The organism is Roseixanthobacter pseudopolyaromaticivorans (assembly GCF_043195145.2).
Lineage (GTDB): Bacteria > Pseudomonadota > Alphaproteobacteria > Rhizobiales > Xanthobacteraceae > NCEH01.
Map to the genome: position 1 here is coordinate 2,072,659 of NZ_CM195539.1, position 17,420 is coordinate 2,090,078.

Consider the following 17,420-nt stretch of genomic DNA (forward strand, 5'->3'; position numbering starts at 1 on the left):
GGTGATCACCCACCAAAAGCCTTGAGCATCAGCACCGCGAGAAAGCCCAGGAAAAAGCTTGCCGCCACAAAAGGCGTGTCCTCACCGTCGGCGTGGGCCTCCGCTAGGAGTTCCTCAGCGACCAAGTAAATCAAGGCGGCGGTCGCGAAGGCCAGGATGCCGACCTGCCAAATGTCCGGCAAGGACAGGAAAGCGAGCGCGCCAACCGCCCCGCCCACAGGCACCAACAGGGCGAGCGCCGAGGCCTTGATCACCCCTGCTGCCCCGGACCCGGGTCGACTGAGGGAGACACTGGTGGCAAGGCCTAGGAAAAAGACCTCCAGCGTCAGGGCAGCGACGATCACCAACCCGCTTTCCGGCGCCGCCGCCAGCGCGACCGCACACAGCAGCCCGTCGATGAACAGATCGACGCCGACCGTAACGAGCAGCCCGGTGCTGTTTCCGTTTGATCTCGCGTCGGGCGCGTCCTCTTCCGGCTCTACCGCCCCGCCGATCCATCGCTTGACCGCCAGCATGAGCGCCCCGCCAAGACTGAAGCCGATCGCGATGCCGAGGGGATGTGCGTCTCCAAGCTCCGGCAATAGCTCGGCACCCACGGCGGCCATCACAACGCCAGCGGTGAAGTGCTGAACCGCGCTGCGGATCGCCGCGCCGGGGCGCCAGACAAAGCCAAGCAACGCGCCGACGATGACGGCGGCGGCGGGGATCAGGGTCAAAAGAAGCGGATTCAGCATGCCGGGCGTCCCGCAGGGAAAGTCACCGTCTAGGGCTTCACCGTGACACGGCGACGAACCCCCGTATCCTTCTATCGAAGCATGCCGGTGCAAAACGCGGGAGCACTCGGCTGCATCATCTCGCCCCAGCGTCACATAAAGATCGCGTGCATCGTCATATCGAACAATACTGCCGCCGCGCCTATGCTCGCCTGGGGTTGCTGATCCGTCGAGCATCTCGCCGCATTGAACCAAGGGTCGGGGGCAGCCGGAATGGATCCATGGGGTGCGCTCGGCATCGCGACTCTCATGATGCTGACCAATGGCTGCGTGCTTGGCCTCATGTATCGCGACTTGCCGGCAGCGCTGCGGCCGGCCGCCATCAGTTGGGAGATCGGGACGCTCCTGATCGCTCTGGGCTGTGCGACCTTCGCATCGGAAGACCTCATTCCGCGCGGCTTCATGATCATGTTCGCAAACGGCGTGGTCATGCTTGGCCTGACGGCTTACGTCCACGCGCTGCGGCAGTTCTATGGCCGCCGGCCGCGTCCGCTGCTGCTCCTGCCTTTGGCAGTCGGTGTCTTCGGCCTCACCTGGTTCGCATTCGTCCAGCCCGACACCTCGGCACGCATCCAGATCGTCTCGATCGTCTGGCTCACCCTGATGGGCGCGAGCTGGTACACGCTGAGAGCCCAATCGGCCCGTGATACGGCAATGAGCCGTCGGGTCCTGATGGGAATTTTTGCCGGGGTGATGACGTTCGTTCTGTTCAGGGCCGTGTATTTCGGCCTTGTCGGCCTGCCGCCAAACTTCAGCGTCGGCAATGGCTCGACCTGGGTCAACCTCGCCACCACGATGGTGGCGGCGCTTCTGCCGGTGATTGGAACCACGGCCTTCGTGCTCATGTGCTCGGAACGTATCCGTCGCCAATGGGAGCGGGCCGCCTCCACGGATTATCTCACCGGGCTCGCCAACCGGCGTACGCTCATCGACATCGGCGCATTGCGCTTCGAAGCCAACCGCGTGCAGAGCGGCGGCCTCGCGCTTGCGGTGATCGACGTGGATAATTTCAAGGATATCAATGATCGGCACGGCCACGAAATCGGCGACGTGGCCCTGAAGCACGTGGCAATGCGGCTACAGGCCAGCACGCGTGGCAGCGAGATGCTCGCCCGGCTCGGCGGCGAGGAGTTCGTCGTGCTGATGAGCGATGTGGATGAGCCGCAGGCGCTGGCCTGCGGGGAGCGGCTGCGCCGCGCGGTCCACGACGCCCCGTTCATGGCCGGAAATGTGATGATCCCGATCACGGTCTCCGTCGGGGTTGCCGGCTTCCGCCCCACGGATCCAGATTTCGACGCCCTGCTGCGGCGGGCGGACCGGGCGCTCTATGTGGCCAAGACGAGGGGCCGCAATCGCGTGGACGTGGATTTCTGAACAGGCCGGCCGATATCGCAGGCAAGCCCATGCCCCCCGGACGGGTGCCAGCTAGGCTCATGTTTTCAAGGATTTGAAATGGTCGGAGCGAGAGGATTTGAACCTCCGACCCCTAGTCCCCCAGACTAGTGCGCTAACCGGGCTGCGCTACGCTCCGACGTGGAGGGGAGGCTTAGACCATCACGTTGGCGGCTACAAGAGTGAATTGACGCTATCCACCGCGCTCGGGGTCGCGGCCCCAAAGCGGGCCCTCCCCCTTCCGCAGTGCCGGGGGTGAATCGCCGGTGGCCTCGACGCGCCACTGCCGGTGCCATGGTGCTATGGGGCGGGAATCGGGCAAGCCGGCGAACACGCTTTGGTGACTTCGCCACATGACATTTTTATTTATAAGTAAAAGATCGGTGCAAATAACAAACACCACTGAATATCGTCATTACTTGCGTAGAAACTTGATGTTAACTTTGATTTATACTGGTAAAATCGACAAGATTTTTTAAGCTTAGCTGCGCGATATCATGATTCCGCCGCGGAATGGTGACATTGTCGCCTGAATAGAACGTCATTCGCCGATCTCCCATCAACAACATGGAGGTCGAGGGAATGGAGATCCAGAAGGGGTTTCTGCTTGGAACATTTGCGCTAACGCTCGGCGCGTTCTGTACACCCGCCAAAGCTGATGCCGGACAAACCGGTGTTGCTTCCTATTATTGGCAGGGTCGGGGCACCGCAAGCGGCGAACGTTTCAATCCCAATGCCCTGACTGCGGCCCATCGCTCACTCCCCTTCGGAACGAAGGTTCGCGTGACCAACCTGCGCAATGGCCGCGCGGTGGTGGTCCGTATCAACGATCGTGGACCGTTTGTCCGCGGCCGCATCATCGACGTCTCGCGAGCCGCGGCGTCAGAACTCGGATTCACCGGCCACGGCGTGACGCGCGTCTCCGTCGCCGTGCTAGGGCGCGAGCAGGTTGCCGAAGCCGCCCCGGATCAGGATCAAGCCGCGCCGGCAGCACCCGCGCCGGTTAATCTGTTCGCATGGCTGCAGCAGCAGCCCCAGGCGGAAGAGCCCGCGAACTGAGCGACTTCAGGTGCCGTCCTTGGTCGGCCGGCACCGCCTTCAGGCTTTTCCGCGTGAAGAAATGCGGGAAAGCCTGATCTAAGCGGCGTCCCAGAACGCGCCGTGTGCCAACGCTTATTGCGAAGGCTCGTCCGGCCGCTCCGCCGCTCCGGTCAGCAGGCGGCGGCATTCACCCAATTCATAGAGCGTCGCCTGAAGGCGGTGCACGTCGTCGCGCGACAGGACCGGGATTGGGGTCGGCGGTGCGCCGACCACGCGCGGGTCGCTGCGCAGGTGCGGCGGCAGATATTGCTCCGGCGGACCCGGCCGATGGGGTTCGCGCGGGACAACATCCGGCCGAAAGCCCTGATGGTGATCCCACCGCAACGGCTCCGGATCCTCCAATTCAAATTCCTCCACCGGGCCGGTCAAAGGTCCCAGACGCAATTTTCCAACGGGCTCGGCCGGGGGGACCGCGTGAGGTCGCGACGGCGGCCGCGTCTCGGAGCGTCGGAGATCGCGACGATCGTCCGCCCGCAAAGGCGGCACGTTAAGGCTAGGAGCGCGCGGCTCCGCGCCGAGGTCCGGAGCAAATTGCGCCTCGTCCTCGCGCCACTCTCTCGGCCAGTCGTCCGCCGGCTGCGAGATGCCGCGTGCGGGGCCTGGCGGCGGACGCCGTTCGCTATCGCGCATATCCGCCCGGAACGTCACCTCTCGGTCGTCTTCGCGCGGAACTTCACCACGTGGAACCTCCGCCCGGCGTGCGCGCGCGGGGATGTATTCCTCCGGCGGCCCCGGCGCATGCTCCTTTAGCCGCCGGATGCGGGCATCCAGGGGTTCCGAAATCTGCGTGCTGTCGGGACCGAAGGCATCATCGTCGAAGAACGGCAACAAGGGGTCTTCAAGCTCGGGAACCGGTGGTGGCTCTGGCAGCCGCGAGGCGGGTCCGCGCGTCGGTCGCCGCTGCGGAACGGCGGGCGGGCTGACCACATCAGGCTCGCGCCGCGGCTCTGGAGCGAACGAGGGCGCGGCGCGGGGCGGAGCATAGGACTCCACCTGATCGTCGTCCTCGTCATCCTCTTCAGGATAGTCAGGCTCAGGATAGGCGGGTTCAGGCATTCGCCGGTAGAAGCTCTCATCGTCCCGGTCGAGCCTCGGCTCAACCGGCCCCGGAGGGGCGCCGGCGCGGCGCGGCGCGGCAGCCGGACGCACGGGTGCGGGCGGCCGCGGGGCCTCGAGGCGGGGCTCAACAGGCCCTTCATGGCGGCGGGTATGTTGAGAAAACTCCGGGAACGGAAGCTCCGCGATGACGGGAGGCTCTTCGACCGGCGGCTCGGTGCGCGCCTTGCCGCGACGTGGCAAGAGGCCGAGGAAGCCGCCGAAGCCGGCCTGACCACCTTCGGCTTGCCCGCGCCCATTGGCCCGCCGACGCGGCTCAGGCTCGATATCGGTCGCGTAAGGCGCTTCGTCGTAATCGTCCGGCGGAGCGGCCTGCCGGCGCGGCGGTTCGGCGCGTCCCTGGACGGGCGCGGGCATCGGCTGGAAGCCGGCCGCCTCTTCTTCGATGGCGAGATCCTGGACGTAGTGAATCCCTTGCTCCTTGAGGATTCGCTGCACGCCCTTGATGGTATAGCCTTCACCATAGAGCAGGTGACGGACGCCCCGCAGCAGATCGACATCCTCAGGTCGGTAGAACCTTCGGCCGCCGGCCCGTTTGATGGGCTTGATCTGCGTGAATCGGGTTTCCCAGAAGCGCAACACGTGCTGGGGCAGGTCGAGATCCTCGGCCACCTCGCTGATGGTGCGAAAGGCGTCCGGTGATTTGTCCGTTTGCCTCGCTCCGGACACGTGCGCTCGCCTCCATGCACTGCGGGCATCATGCCCGCACCACCGGATCAGTCGCGATCCAGGCCGTTTTCTGTGCGCCCGTTTATGCGATTCTTCAAGATGCTGGACGGCTTGAAGACCATGACGCGGCGGGGCTCAATTGGCACCTCCTCGCCGGTCTTCGGATTGCGGCCGATGCGCTGCCCCTTGGAGCGCACGACAAATGAACCAAAAGAGGAAAGCTTCACCGTCTCGCCTTTGGCGAGGCAGTCGGCGATTTCGCTCAGCACAAGTTCTACAAGCGCTGCGGATTCCGTCCGCGACAAGCCCACCTGTTGGTAGACCGCCTCACAGAGATCGGCACGCGTTATGGTCTTACCAGCCATATGTCTCCCCGGCCCCAAGAGAGAGGGACAGCCGTTGCGACCCTATCCACTCAGGGCGAGGCTGGTCAACGTCATTAATGATTTACTTACCATCGGATTAGGGCGGAGCCCCAGGTGAAGCCTCCGCCCATGGCCTCCAGCAAAACCAAGTCACCCGTTTTGATGCGGCCATCCTTGTGCGCCACGTCGAGCGCGAGGGGGATCGATGCCGCAGAGGTATTCCCGTGGATGTCCACGGTGGTCACAACCTTGGATGGTGCAATTCCAAGCTTCTGAGCGCTCGCGTCGATGATCCGCCGATTGGCCTGATGCGGCACGAACCAGTCGATCGTCTCCGCCGAGGCACCGGTCGCCTCAAATGCATCCACGATCACATCGGTGATCATGCCCACGGCATGCTTGAAAACCTCGCGGCCTTCCATGCGCAGATGCCCGACAGTCTGGGTCGAAGAGGGCCCGCCATCCACAAACAATTTGCTCCGGTGCCGGCCATCGGAGCGCAAATGGGTGGTGAGAATCCCACGATTGCCAACATCCGCCGCGTCGCGAGCCTCAAGCACCACCGCGCCGGCCCCATCGCCGAACAGCACGCAGGTTCCGCGATCTTCCCAGTCGAGGATGCGCGAAAAGGTTTCCGCCCCGATCACCAGCGCGCGCTTGAAGCTGCCGGTGCGCAGGTGCGCGTCGGCGGTCGCCAGCGCGAACACGAAGCCGGAGCACACCGCCTGCAGATCGAATGCCGCGCCGCGCGTGATGCCCAGTTCCGCCTGGACGGTTGCGGCGGTTGCGGGAAAGGTTTGATCCGGCGTCGAAGTTGCGAGGACGATCAAATCGATGTCGGCGGCTTCGAGGCCGGCATCCGCCAGCGCACGGGTCGCAGCATGCCGCGCGAGGTCCGACGTCATCTCCCCGGTCGCGGCGATATGACGCTCGCGGATGCCGGTCCTCTGCACGATCCATTCGTCCGACGTGTCAACCGAGCGGGCAAGTTCGCTATTGGTGAGGACTCGTTCCGGCAGGTAGGAGCCCACACCACGGACCACGGACTTGATGACGCTCACGATTGACCTTCCGCTTCTGCCGGCACCGCCGCCCCTGCCCCATCGGACGGGGGCACGCGCGCGAGGAGACTGGTTTTGATGCGCGACAGCAATTGATGCCGCACCATGTCGTAGCCAAGGTCCACGGCCGCCGCGAAACCCTCCGCGTCGGCGCCGCCGTGGCTCTTGATCACCACACCGTTGAGACCAAGGAAAACGCCGCCGTTCGAGCGGCGGGGATCCATTTTTTCCCGCAAGACGCGAAAGGCGTCGCGCGCCAGAAGGTATCCGAGCTTGGTGCGCCAGGTCCGCCCCATCGCCGAGCGCAGATAGCTCGCCAATTGCTTGGCGGTGCCTTCGGCGGTCTTCAGCGCGATGTTCCCTGAAAACCCTTCCGTCACCACCACGTCGACCGTGCCCGCGCCGATGTCGTTGCCTTCCACGAACCCGTGGTAGAGCAGGTCCGTGGCGGTGTCCTCGCGCAGCAGGCGGCCGGCTTCCTTGACCTCTTCGACGCCCTTGATCTCTTCGACGCCCACATTCAGCAGACCGATGGTGGGACGTTCGATGCTCAGCACCGAGCGCGCCATGGCCGAGCCCATGATCGCCATTTCGACGAGGCTCTGGGCGGTCGCGCCGATCGACGCGCCGACATCGAGCACGATGCTCTCGCCGCGCAGGGTCGGCCAGATGGCGGCGATCGCCGGGCGACCGATGCCCGGCATCGTGCGCAGGTTGAACTTGGCCATGGCCATCAGCGCGCCGGTATTGCCGGCGGAAACCGCCGCATCGGCATCATGGGTCTTCACCGCGTCGATGGCGCGCCACATGGAAGATTTGTACCGGCCATTGCGGAGCGCTTGGCTGGGCTTGTCGTCCATGCCGACGACAATCTCGGTGTGAACGACGCGGGAAGCCGCCGCGAGATTGGCATGAGCAGCCAGGACGGCACGAACGCGCTCTTCGTTTCCGAACAGGATGAATTGCGTGTCCGGATGCCGTTCCAGCGCGAACGCGCATCCGGCGAGAACGGTCTCCGGTCCATGGTCCCCGCCCATGGCGTCAACGGCAATGCGAACGGGCACGGTCATCGAGGCAAACGTTCCAGTTTGTTCTGCGGACGAGGCACCCGCTTCAGAGCGGCCGGACAATAACCACTCGGGCGCACACCGCAATATTTGACGCAGGCAATCAAGATTTGTCCTTCAGGCGGGCGAGTTCCGCAAACGGCGACAGCGCCTCCGGCGCTTCAGCAACGGTTTCAAAAACCTCTCCCGGCAACCGGGGGTACGGATCGAGCGCGAGGGAAAGAAATTCCGTTACGAGATGCCCGAGATCGATGCTTCCATTGACGATGGCGTCGGGCTGGTCCAGCTCGGCCTCCGGATCGTCCTCATCAACCGCACGTGCCGCGAGGACTTCCTCCGGCGCGAAATGCACGTCGACCTCTTCCTCAAGGTCGCTGTCGAACGGCTCCAGGGAGACGACGGAGATCTGGCGCACCCGCGCCTTGAGGCGCCCCACCACATGCGCGCCCTCGCCTTCCGGTACGATCCGCAGTTCTGCTGTGAGAGCGTGCACGGCGGGAATGTCCAGAAAACGCGCCACGGCGCTCCTCTGCGCCTCGTCGGGCGCCAGGTTCACCGTGACGCTGTGGGACGGCACATCGGCCACGGACAGCAGATAGGAAAAAGGCAGATCAGTCATGAGCGGCACCCTCGCCTGCATTCGGGGCGGGAAAATGAACCTCGCCGCGCGCGAACAGGTCCGCGGGAGTTGCGGCGAGGACCGCGACCGCCTGTCGCACATAGCTGGCGAGCGCCTTGCCCTGCGCGCCGAGCGCGGCCGGCTCGACCTCATATACATTTCGCGCGATGGCTTCGTCCAAGGCTTCGGCGGATGCATCCGCCTGCAATGCCGCGTCGAACACGCCGGCACGGCCATAGAACGCCTGGCCGATCTTCTTCATGCGCTTGGGCACGGATAGGTCCCCAACGCCCATTTCGCGCAACGTGCGGTCCATGTCGTCGAGAAACGCGTCGAACACCATTTGCGACATGTCGCGGCTCGCCTCATCCCCGCTTTTGAGGCGATGGCACACCAGAAATGTATGCAGCAATACCAATTCGAACCGTCCCTCTATGGTATCGGGCACGGCAAAGTCGGTATAGAAGGCGGGCTGCCGCGCCTGCGCCACGATCACGCCATAGAGGCGCTGGATGGTCGCACGGCGCTCGGGTCGACGAAACAGATTCAGCATCACTTTTTGCGGGTCTGTGCGTCGCTCGTTGGCTAGACGCGGATGAGCATGGGGCGTAGCGCGCTGGAGGCGTCGTGGCAAGGGCAGTGGCATCTGCAGCAGCATCGCTCAGGGATCAGGCGGCATGTGCCGCACGGGCTGAAATCGAGGGAATCGGCGTGGCGTCATCGCAAGTGAGAAGTTCCGTTTCGCGTAGCGCCTTGCATAGGAAAGTCTGCGCCGCGCTCGGGCTGGTGGTGACGGCGGGCACGCTGTCCGGCTGCGCGAACTTCGTCGGCGGGGCGGGCACGTCCATCAGCGGCGTGGTGCGGACCTACCAGCGCGGCTATGTCATGAGCGAAGGCGCGCTGGAACAGGTGCCCGTGGGCTCGAGCCAGGAACAGGTGCTGCTGGTGCTCGGCACGCCCTCTACCGTCTCCACCGTTCAGGGCGACGTGTTCTATTATATCTCGCAGGTGGAAAAGCGGGTCGCCTTCCTGAAGCCAGAGATCACCGAGCAGAAGGTGCTCGCGATCTATTTCGACAAGAACCGCCGCGTCACTCGCATCGCGAACTACGGCCTGCAGGACGGAAAGGTGTTCGATTTCGTCTCGCAGAAGACCCCCACCAGCGGCGAAGAGCTGAGCGTCATCAAGCAATTGCTGAGCGCGACCAACTTCTCGCTTTAAGATGCCGCGGCAGGTTCAGGGTGCCTATTATCTGCACCTTGAACCTGTCGCGAGGGCCCAGCGTCTCACAGATAGGCGCTGGCGATCGCCAGGAAATCGGCCGACTTGAGGCTCGCGCCGCCCACCAGGGCGCCGTCCACGTTCGCGGCACGGAGCAGAACCACTGCGTTCTCCGGCTTCACCGAGCCGCCGTAGAGGATTCGGACTTTTTCCGCGTCCGCGCCGAAACGCTCCCGCAGCACGTTGCGAATCTCGGCGTGCACCTCTTCAACCTCCGCAACCGTGGGAACGCGACCCGATCCGATCGCCCAGACCGGCTCATAAGCAATCACCAGCCGGTCTGCCGGGGCCTCGTCCGGCAGCGACCCGCGCACCTGCCGCGCCACCACATGGAGGCAGGCATCGGCATCGCGCTCCGCCTGAGTCTCGCCGACGCAGACCACCGGAACCAAGCCGGCGCGCAGCGCGGCGGCCGCCTTGGCGCGGACCATGTCGTCGCTCTCGCCATGATCGGTGCGGCGCTCGCTGTGCCCGACGATGACGAAGGTGCCGCCCGCATCGGCGATCATCTCGGCGGAAATATCCCCAGTGTGCGCCCCGCAGGGCTTGGCGTGGCAATCCTGCCCGCCGATCGCGATGGCCGCGCCGGCGATCTCTCCCGCCAATCCGGCGATCAAAGTGGCCGGCGGGCAGATCAACAGATCGACGCGAGCCTGCAGGGCGGCGTCATAGCCATCGACCATGGCGAGCAATTCCGCCCCCGAGTGCCGCAGTCCGTTCATCTTCCAGTTTCCGGCAACGAGCGGACGGCGGGCAGCGGGCATGAAATCCTCCAGGACAGACACGGATGGACAGGGAAGTTTCGGACCGGTTATCAGAGGGCGCGCAACACGGCAAACAGCACCGCCTGCGCCGTTGCGGCGCGGGGTGCCCCTCCCTATGATGCGCGGCTTCTGCGTCGGGGCCGCGCCCCTCCTCAAACCAGACTGAGCAATGGTACTTCAGACTCTCCGTAAAGGCGCCTCCGGCTTTATCGCCAAGGCCTTCCTTCTTCTGCTCACCGTCAGCTTTCTCGTTTGGGGCATCGCAGACGTGTTTCGGGGCCAAAGCGCCCGCGCGGTCGCCAAGGTCGGCGATACCGAGATTTCGGCCGACGCGTTCCGCCAGCAGTATCTGGACCAGGTGCAGCAGATTGGCCGCCGCACCGGGCGCCCGTTCACGCCCGAACAGGCACGCGCGTTCGGCCTGGACCGCCAGATCCTGAACCAGATGGTGGCCGAGGCGACCCTCGACGATACCGCCAAGGCCCTGGGTCTTGCGATCTCGGACGAAGAGGTGGCGCGCGCCGTGCGCGCCAATCCGGCCCTGCGCCGGCCCGGCGCGACCGAATTCGATCCCGCTTATTTCCAACAGCTTCTGCGCGCCAACAATCTCACCGAGCCGCGCTTCCTCGCGGCCGAGAAGCAGCGGATGCTGCGCCAGCAGATCGCCTCCGCGCTCGGCGGCGATCTCGTGGCGCCCGCGGTTCTGCTGGACGCCGCGCATCGCTATGAAAGCGAGCAGCGCGCGGTCGCCTATATGTCGGTCGGCCCGACCACCGCCGGCCCGGTGCCCATGCCCACCGACGAGCAGCTCCAGGCGTTCTTCAACACCCACAAGATCACGTTCCGCGCGCCGGAGTATCGCAAGATCACGGTGCTGGCCCTCACCCCTGCCACCCTTGCGCCCTGGGTGCAGGTGGCGGATGCGGACGTGAAGGCGGCCTATGACCGCAACACCGGCCGCTTCGGCAGCCCGGAGCGTCGCGCGGTCCAGCAGATCGTGTTCTCCAACGCCGACGAGGCGCAGCAGGCCGCGGACAAGATCAAGGCCGGAGAAACCTTCGAGCAGATCGCCGCCGCGCGCGGCCTTAGCCCGAAGGACATCGACCTCGGCACCGTCGTCCGGTCCGATCTCATCGACCCGAAGATTGCCGAAGCCGCGTTCTCGCTGCCGCTCGATGGCACCAGCGCGCCCATTCCCGGTGCGTTCGGCTCGGCGCTGGTGCATGTCACCAAGATCGAACCGGGCCAGACACAGCCGTTCGAACAGGTGCAGGACGCTTTGCGCAAGGAACTTGCGCTCGATCGCGCGCGCCGCGAATTGCTCGACAAGCACGATTCCATCGAAGACGAGCGCGGCTCTGGAGCGACCCTCGCCGAGATCGCGCAGAAGCTCGGCCTCCATACCGAAACCATCGACGCGGTGGATCGCTCCGGCCGCGATCCCACGGGCGCGGAGATTCGCGACGTTCCGGGCAGCGCGGAGGTCGTCGCTGGTGCCTTCGCTTCGCGGCCCGGTGTCGAGACCGAGCCGGTGCAATTGCCGCAGAACGGCGGCTATGTCTGGTACGACGTCAATGAAGTGACGCCGGCGCGGGAGCGTCCGTTCGACGAAGTGCGCGATCAGGTGCTCGCCCGCTGGACCGAGGACGAAACCGTCAAAGCGGTGGATGCCAAGGCGAAGCAATTGCTGGCCTACCTTCAAAGCGGCAAGCCGCTGGTCGATGTCGCCACCGGCGCCGGGCTTGAATTGAAAACTGCACAGAACCTGCAAAGAGGCCGCGCCGCCTCGGATTTCTCGGCTGACGCCGTCGCCAAGATCTTCGATGTGCCGTTGAACGGCTTCGGCCTCGCCTCCGGGACCGTGCCGGCCGAGCGGATCGTGTTCCAGGTGACGGGCATCACGGTGCCGCAGGTGACGCCGGCGGAGCAGCAAGCCGCCGCCCGCATCGGCCAGCAGATCGAAACCGACCTGCTGCTGCAATATCTCGCCCAGCTGCGCAGCCAGATTGGCGTCTCGGTGAACGAACGCCTGCTTCAGCAGGCGATCGGCGGCGGCACGAATTGATCGCGACCATGATGAACGCTCCCACGGATTTCGATGCCTTCGCCCAGCGCTATGCGCGCGGCGAGGCGCAGGTGGTGACCACCACCCTGATCGCGGACCTCGAGACGCCGGTCTCCGCCTTCCTCAAGATCGCGGGCGAAAAGCCCAATGCGTTCCTGCTGGAATCGGTGGAGGGCGGCCAGACGCGCGGCCGCTATTCCATGATCGGCCTCGATCCCGACGTGATCTGGCGGGCCAATGGCGACAAGGCGGAAATCAACCGTTCCGCCCTGAGTGACACGCGCGCCTTCCAGCCCTGCGCCGAGCCGCCTTTGATGTCCCTGCGCAGCCTGCTCGCCGAATCGGCCATCGATCTGCCGGCCGGGGCCCCGCCCATGGCGGCGGGCGTTTTCGGCTATCTCGGCTACGACATGGTGCGCCAGATGGAGCGCCTCGCGCCGGCCAAGCCCGATCCCATCGGCGTGCCGGAAGCTTTGCTCATCCGGCCGACGCTGATGGTGGTGTTCGATGCGGTGAAGGACGAACTCACCGCCGTGACGCCGGTGCGCCCGCAGGAGGGCGTGTCCGCCCGCGCGGCGTTCGAGGCGGCGCTCGCCCGGCTCGACAGCGTGGTGGCAGGGCTCGACCGGCCCATGGCCCACCCGGCGCCGGAGCCGTTTCACACCCATGTGGAGCCCGTTTCCAACACCACCGAGGCGGAATTCTGCGCCATGGTGGAGAAGGCGAAGGATTACATCCGCGCCGGCGACATCTTCCAGGTGGTGCTCTCCCAGCGGTTCGAAAGCCCGTTCGCCCTGCCCCCGTTCGCGCTCTACCGAGCGTTGCGGCGGGTCAATCCCGCACCGTTCCTGGTGTATCTGAACTTCGAGGGCTTTTCCGTCGTCTGCTCCAGCCCGGAAATCCTGGTGCGGCTGCGCGACGGCAAGGTCACCATCCGCCCCATCGCCGGCACCCGCAAGCGGGGTGCGACTCATGTCGAGGACGAGGCACTCGCACAGGAATTGCTCGCTGATCCCAAGGAGCGGGCGGAGCATCTCATGCTGCTGGACCTCGGCCGTAACGATGCCGGCAGGGTCTCGCAGATCGGCACGGTAGAGGTCACCGACAGCTTCTTCATCGAGCGCTACAGCCAGGTGATGCACATCGTCTCCAACGTCGAGGGGAAGGTGGACCCGCGCTTCGACGCGCTCGACGCGCTCGCGGCGGGCTTTCCCGCCGGCACGGTCTCCGGTGCGCCCAAGGTGCGGGCCATGGAAATCATCGACGAGCTGGAGAAGGACAAGCGCGGCATCTATGCCGGCGCCATCGGCTATTTCAGCGCCAATGGCGAGATGGACACCTGCATCGTGCTGCGCACAGCCGTGGTGAAGGACGGGCGCATGTATGTGCAGGCCGGCGCCGGGCTGGTGTATGATTCCGTGCCGCTGAGCGAGCACCAGGAATGCATCAACAAGGCCAAGGCCCTGTTCCGCGCCGGCGAGGAAGCGGTGCGTTTCGCCGCCCATGCCAAGAGGGGCCAGTGACCATGGCGCGGCTGGCGTGCATCCACGAGCGATGGCGTGAGGCTTGACCCTTCCGTCACCCCCGCGCTTTAACTCAGGGGCAGCTCCCAAATCTTCCGCGAGGAGCGCGCCTGCCCGGATCCGCCGGGCCTGGAGCCACGATGACCGCCGTTACGCTGATCGATAATTACGACAGCTTCACCTACAACCTCGTCCATTATCTCGGCGAGCTGGGCGCAAATGTCACCGTTCACCGCAACGATGCGCTGAGCGTCGAGGACGTGCTGGCTGAAAAGCCGGACGCCATCGTCATATCGCCCGGCCCGTGCACGCCAACGGAAGCCGGCATCTGCTGCGATCTCATCGCCCGGGCGAGCACCGAAGTGCCGCTGTTCGGCGTGTGCCTCGGCCATCAAGCGATCGGCCAGGTGTTCGGCGGCGACGTGGTGCGCGCGCCGATTCCCATGCACGGGAAGATGTCGCAGATCCATCATGAGGGCCGCTCGGTGTTCCGCGGCCTGAACCATTCCTTCCTCGCGACCCGCTATCATTCCCTGATCGTCGAGCAGAACACCTTGCCCGACGCGCTGGAGGTGACGGCGCGCACCGAGGATGGCCTCATCATGGGGCTCGCCCACCGCACGCTGCCCGTGCACGGGGTGCAATTCCATCCCGAGAGCATCGCCTCGGAAAATGGCCACGCCCTGCTGCGCAATTTCCTTGAAATCGCCCGCGCCTTCAACGCGAGCCGGCAGGGGCGGAGCTGACGCCATGGAACAGTTCCGTCCCCTGCTCGGCAAGGTCGCGACCGGCGCGGCGCTGACGCGCGAGGAATCCGCCTACGTCTTCGACAAGATGATGTCGGGCGATGCCACGCCCTCACAGATGGGCGCGCTGCTCATGGGCCTGCGTGTGCGCGGCGAGACCGTGGAGGAAATCGCCGGCGCCGTCAGCGTCATGCGGGCCAAGATGCTGCCCGTGGAAGCGCCGGACGAGGCGGTGGATGTGGTGGGTACCGGGGGCGATGCCTCCGGCTCCTACAATATTTCCACCTGCGCCGCCTTTATCGTAGCGGGCGCGGGCGTGCCGGTGGCCAAGCACGGCAACCGTGCGCTCTCCTCCAAGTCGGGGGCCGCGGATGTGCTGGCGGCGCTGGGCGTGCGGCTGGACCTTATGCCCGAGGGCATCTCGCGCTGCATCGCCGAGGCCGGCATCGGCTTCATGTTCGCGCCCTCTCACCATCCGGCCATGAAGCATGTGGGGCCGACGCGGGTGGAAATGGGCACCCGCACCATCTTCAACCTGCTCGGCCCGCTCTCCAATCCGGCCGGCGTGAAGCGGCAGATGGTCGGCGTCTACGCCAAATCCTGGATCGTGCCGCTCGCCGAGGTGCTGCGCACACTCGGATCGCAGCGCGCCTGGGTGGTGAACGGCTCCGACGGTTTGGACGAGATCACCTTGTCCGGCGTGACCCACGTGGCTTCCCTGGACGAGGATCGCATCCACACGTTCGAGATCGCGCCCGAGGATGTGGGTCTGCGGTGCGTCGCGCCCGAGGCCTTGAAGGGCGGCGATGCCGCTCACAATGCCATCGCCCTGCGCGCGGTGCTGGATGGTGAACCCGGCGCCTATCGCGACGTGGCCGTGATGAATGCGGCGGCCGCTCTGCTCATCGCCGGCCGCGCCGCGGATCTCACGGAGGGGGTCGCCATGGCGCAGACCTCCCTCGACACCGGCTCGGCGCGCGCCCGGCTGGAACAGCTTGTGATGGTTTCCGAAAAAGTCGCGCCTCCGGTGAAGTCATGAGCGATATCCTCACCCGCATCGAAGCCTATAAGCGCGAAGAGATCGCCGCCGCCAAGGCCGCACGTCCGCTCGCCGAGGTGGAAGCGGACGCCCGCGCGGCGAGCCCGGTGCGCCCCTTCGCCGGCGCCCTGCGCGCGGCCTTGGATGCCGGACGCACCGCTTTGATCGCCGAGATCAAGAAGGCCAGCCCCTCCAAGGGCCTGATCCGCGCCGACTTTGATCCTCCCGCGCTCGCCCGTGCCTATGAGGCGGGCGGGGCCGCATGCCTCTCCGTCCTCACCGACACGCCCTCGTTCCAAGGCGCGCCGCAATTCCTGATCCAGGCGCGCGCGGCGGTTTCCCTGCCGGTGCTGCGGAAGGATTTCATGTACGACACCTATCAGGTGGCGGAAGCGCGGGCCTGGGGCGCCGATTGCATCCTGATCATCATGGCCGGCGTCGATGACGCGTTGGCCCGCGACCTGCTGGACGCGGCGACCGCCTATGGCATGGACGCCATCGTGGAAGTCCATGACGCAGAAGAGCTGGATCGCGCGCTTGCCCTGCCCTGCACGCTGGTCGGCATCAACAACCGCAATCTGCGGACCTTCGAGACCACGCTGGACACCAGCGCACTCCTCGCCCCACGGGTGCCGAAGGACCGCATCTGCATCGGCGAAAGCGGCATCTTCACCTCGCAGGACGTGGCGCGCCTCGCCGGCATCGGCATCGGCACAATCCTCGTCGGCGAGAGCCTCATGCGGCAAAGCGATGTCGCATCCGCGACGCGTACGCTTCTTGCCGCCTGACAGGTGAACCGCTGTAAAGAGCGTGGCGACCATCCCGCTCGGCTGCTGGCTGCGCAAAGGCACCTCTGCCATAGTGCCGCGCGTTCCGGGATCGCGAATCTTCCGGGCATGGATTTTCGGGAGGGGACAATGCGTAAGGTGCCCTTGATGGTGGCGGTGCTGTCCGTTTTGGCATCGCCTGTTTTAGCCGCCGACGTGACCGGCACGTGGCTGACGCCCACTGACCAGGGCGTGGTGGAAATCGTGCCCTGTGGCGGATCCGTGTGCGGCCGCCTCGTCTCCTCGGACGACATCAAGACCAATCCCGGCCTCACCGATTCCAAGAATTCCAATGCCAGCCTGCGCGGGCGAACCCTTAAGGGCCTGCTGATCCTCCAGGGCTTCACCGGCAGCGGTGGCAACTGGTCCGGCGGACAGATCTACAATCCCGACGACGGCAAGACCTATAGCGCCTCGCTGAGCCTTGCCGGCGACAACACGCTGAAGGTGCGCGGTTGCGTCGTGGTGCCATTCTGCGAGACCCAGACCTGGACGCGGGCGAAATAGCCACATGGCGCAGCTGACCCATCTCGATGCCTCGGGCGCGGCCCATATGGTCGACGTCTCGCAAAAGGCGGTGACCACGCGCGAGGCCCTGGCGGAGGGGCGGGTCGTGATGGCGGCGCCGACGCTGGAGCTGATCCTCTCGGGCAATGCCAAGAAGGGCGACGTGCTCGGCGTCGCCCGGATCGCCGGCATCATGGCGTCCAAGCGCACCCACGAGCTTATTCCACTTTGCCATCCGCTGATGATTTCCAAGGTGGAAGTTGAAATCGAGCCCGATGCGACCCTCCCCGGCCTCGTCGTGCGCGCCCGCGTCAAGACCAGCGGCCAGACCGGGGTGGAGATGGAGGCGCTTACGGCGGTTTCCCTCGCCTGCCTGACCATCTATGACATGGCCAAGGCCGCTGATCGCGGCATGCGCATCGAGGGGATTCGCCTGCTGGAGAAAGCGGGCGGACGCTCCGGCGAATGGCGCGCCGACGACGCCTAAGGCGCCCGAGCCAGAAAT

At 65.5% G+C, this 17,420-nt stretch carries 16 protein-coding genes, 1 tRNA gene and 2 pseudogenes; 10 read left to right on the top strand and 9 right to left on the bottom strand.

Translation table 11 applies throughout. From position 1 onward, the window contains the following. Positions 1-5: 5 nt before the first annotated feature. Positions 6-734: a ZIP family metal transporter gene (locus V5F68_RS09965; protein WP_394012393.1), complete on the bottom strand. Its 729-nt coding sequence runs from the start codon at positions 732-734 to the stop codon at positions 6-8. A 252-nt stretch (positions 735-986) separates the two neighbouring features. Between V5F68_RS09965 and V5F68_RS09970 the strand changes: the two genes are divergently transcribed. Continuing rightward, entirely contained in the window at positions 987-2,147 is a 1,161-nt protein-coding gene (locus V5F68_RS09970) for a GGDEF domain-containing protein (RefSeq protein ID WP_394012394.1), read from the top strand. Positions 2,148-2,226: 79 nt separating this feature from the next. On the opposite strand, the gene V5F68_RS09975 is transcribed toward V5F68_RS09970, so the two are convergent. Then, positions 2,227-2,304 (bottom strand) — tRNA-Pro (locus tag V5F68_RS09975). Between the two features lie 443 nt (positions 2,305-2,747). Between V5F68_RS09975 and V5F68_RS09980 the strand changes: the two are divergent. After that, positions 2,748-3,095 (top strand): annotated as a pseudogene (locus tag V5F68_RS09980) (septal ring lytic transglycosylase RlpA family protein); the annotation flags it as partial. A gap of 1,677 nt (positions 3,096-4,772) precedes the next feature. Here the strand turns inward: V5F68_RS09980 and V5F68_RS09985 are convergent. The 6 genes and pseudogenes from V5F68_RS09985 to V5F68_RS10010 all read right to left on the bottom strand — a co-directional run. Then, positions 4,773-5,051, bottom strand: a pseudogene (locus V5F68_RS09985) (MerR family transcriptional regulator); the annotation flags it as partial. Positions 5,052-5,098: 47 nt separating this feature from the next. Further along, on the bottom strand, positions 5,099-5,416 hold the full coding sequence (locus V5F68_RS09990) for an integration host factor subunit alpha (protein ID WP_348845236.1): 318 nt from the start codon (positions 5,414-5,416) through the stop codon (positions 5,099-5,101). Between the two features lie 86 nt (positions 5,417-5,502). Beyond that, positions 5,503-6,477 carry a beta-ketoacyl-ACP synthase III gene (locus V5F68_RS09995; protein WP_394012396.1) on the bottom strand — a complete coding sequence of 325 codons (975 nt, stop codon included), beginning with the start codon at positions 6,475-6,477 and terminating at the stop codon, positions 5,503-5,505. Continuing rightward, the gene (plsX, locus tag V5F68_RS10000; RefSeq protein ID WP_394012397.1) at positions 6,474-7,547 is read right to left on the bottom strand and encodes a phosphate acyltransferase PlsX; all 1,074 of its coding nucleotides are present in this window, start codon (positions 7,545-7,547) and stop codon (positions 6,474-6,476) included. Before plsX ends, V5F68_RS09995 begins: the two co-directional genes overlap by 4 nt. Before the next feature lie 100 nt (positions 7,548-7,647). Next, a complete protein-coding gene (locus tag V5F68_RS10005) occupies positions 7,648-8,163 on the bottom strand; it encodes a YceD family protein (protein WP_394012398.1) in 516 nt (171 codons plus the stop codon). Beyond that, positions 8,156-8,716, bottom strand: coding sequence for a ubiquinol-cytochrome C chaperone family protein (locus V5F68_RS10010; RefSeq protein WP_394012399.1), 561 nt, complete (start codon positions 8,714-8,716; stop codon positions 8,156-8,158). Before V5F68_RS10010 ends, V5F68_RS10005 begins: the two co-directional genes overlap by 8 nt. Before the next feature lie 200 nt (positions 8,717-8,916). Between V5F68_RS10010 and V5F68_RS10015 the strand changes: the two genes are divergently transcribed. After that, positions 8,917-9,384, top strand: a complete 468-nt coding sequence (locus tag V5F68_RS10015) for an outer membrane protein assembly factor BamE (protein ID WP_348845229.1) — start codon at positions 8,917-8,919, stop codon at positions 9,382-9,384. A 65-nt stretch (positions 9,385-9,449) separates the two neighbouring features. On the opposite strand, the gene tpiA is transcribed toward V5F68_RS10015, so the two are convergent. After that, positions 9,450-10,208 (bottom strand): triose-phosphate isomerase, encoded by a 759-nt coding sequence (gene tpiA, locus V5F68_RS10020; protein WP_394012400.1) that lies wholly within the window; start codon positions 10,206-10,208, stop codon positions 9,450-9,452. A 169-nt stretch (positions 10,209-10,377) separates the two neighbouring features. Here tpiA and V5F68_RS10025 point away from each other — a divergent pair, with 169 nt between their 5' ends. The 7 genes from V5F68_RS10025 to moaC all read left to right on the top strand — a co-directional run bounded on the left by V5F68_RS10025 (position 10,378) and on the right by moaC (position 17,402). Continuing rightward, a complete protein-coding gene (locus V5F68_RS10025; RefSeq protein WP_394012401.1) occupies positions 10,378-12,273 on the top strand; it encodes a peptidylprolyl isomerase in 1,896 nt (631 codons plus the stop codon). An 11-nt stretch (positions 12,274-12,284) separates the two neighbouring features. Continuing rightward, positions 12,285-13,796 carry an anthranilate synthase component I gene (trpE, locus tag V5F68_RS10030; RefSeq protein WP_394012608.1) on the top strand — a complete coding sequence of 504 codons (1,512 nt, stop codon included), beginning with the start codon at positions 12,285-12,287 and terminating at the stop codon, positions 13,794-13,796. 140 nt (positions 13,797-13,936) lie between these two features. Next, positions 13,937-14,542 (top strand): anthranilate synthase component II, encoded by a 606-nt coding sequence (locus V5F68_RS10035; RefSeq protein WP_394012402.1) that lies wholly within the window; start codon positions 13,937-13,939, stop codon positions 14,540-14,542. Positions 14,543-14,546: 4 nt separating this feature from the next. Continuing rightward, positions 14,547-15,581: an anthranilate phosphoribosyltransferase gene (gene trpD, locus V5F68_RS10040; RefSeq protein WP_394012403.1), complete on the top strand. Its 1,035-nt coding sequence runs from the start codon at positions 14,547-14,549 to the stop codon at positions 15,579-15,581. Continuing rightward, the gene (gene trpC, locus V5F68_RS10045; RefSeq protein WP_394012404.1) at positions 15,578-16,369 is read left to right on the top strand and encodes an indole-3-glycerol phosphate synthase TrpC; all 792 of its coding nucleotides are present in this window, start codon (positions 15,578-15,580) and stop codon (positions 16,367-16,369) included. The genes trpD and trpC overlap by 4 nt, the downstream gene beginning before the upstream one ends. A 129-nt stretch (positions 16,370-16,498) precedes the next feature. Continuing rightward, entirely contained in the window at positions 16,499-16,915 is a 417-nt protein-coding gene (locus V5F68_RS10050; RefSeq protein ID WP_394012405.1) for a DUF2147 domain-containing protein, read from the top strand. A 4-nt stretch (positions 16,916-16,919) separates the two neighbouring features. Next, positions 16,920-17,402, top strand: coding sequence for a cyclic pyranopterin monophosphate synthase MoaC (gene moaC / locus V5F68_RS10055; protein ID WP_394012406.1), 483 nt, complete (start codon positions 16,920-16,922; stop codon positions 17,400-17,402). Positions 17,403-17,420 lie beyond the last annotated feature (18 nt).

Bases quoted from the DNA above. Each gene is read 5' to 3' on its own strand.
- V5F68_RS09965 (WP_394012393.1), bottom strand. From the start codon at position 734: ATGCTGAATCCGCTTCTTTTGACCCTGATCCCCGCCGCCGCCGTCATC.
- V5F68_RS09970 (WP_394012394.1), top strand. From the start codon at position 987: ATGGATCCATGGGGTGCGCTCGGCATCGCGACTCTCATGATGCTGACC.
- V5F68_RS09990 (WP_348845236.1), bottom strand. From the start codon at position 5,416: ATGGCTGGTAAGACCATAACGCGTGCCGATCTCTGTGAGGCGGTCTAC.
- plsX (WP_394012397.1), bottom strand. From the start codon at position 7,547: ATGACCGTGCCCGTTCGCATTGCCGTTGACGCCATGGGCGGGGACCAT.
- V5F68_RS10005 (WP_394012398.1), bottom strand. From the start codon at position 8,163: ATGACTGATCTGCCTTTTTCCTATCTGCTGTCCGTGGCCGATGTGCCG.
- V5F68_RS10010 (WP_394012399.1), bottom strand. From the start codon at position 8,716: ATGCTGAATCTGTTTCGTCGACCCGAGCGCCGTGCGACCATCCAGCGC.
- tpiA (WP_394012400.1), bottom strand. From the start codon at position 10,208: ATGCCCGCTGCCCGCCGTCCGCTCGTTGCCGGAAACTGGAAGATGAAC.
- V5F68_RS10025 (WP_394012401.1), top strand. From the start codon at position 10,378: ATGGTACTTCAGACTCTCCGTAAAGGCGCCTCCGGCTTTATCGCCAAG.
- trpE (WP_394012608.1), top strand. From the start codon at position 12,285: ATGAACGCTCCCACGGATTTCGATGCCTTCGCCCAGCGCTATGCGCGC.
- V5F68_RS10035 (WP_394012402.1), top strand. From the start codon at position 13,937: ATGACCGCCGTTACGCTGATCGATAATTACGACAGCTTCACCTACAAC.
- trpD (WP_394012403.1), top strand. From the start codon at position 14,547: ATGGAACAGTTCCGTCCCCTGCTCGGCAAGGTCGCGACCGGCGCGGCG.
- trpC (WP_394012404.1), top strand. From the start codon at position 15,578: ATGAGCGATATCCTCACCCGCATCGAAGCCTATAAGCGCGAAGAGATC.
- V5F68_RS10050 (WP_394012405.1), top strand. From the start codon at position 16,499: ATGCGTAAGGTGCCCTTGATGGTGGCGGTGCTGTCCGTTTTGGCATCG.
- moaC (WP_394012406.1), top strand. From the start codon at position 16,920: ATGGCGCAGCTGACCCATCTCGATGCCTCGGGCGCGGCCCATATGGTC.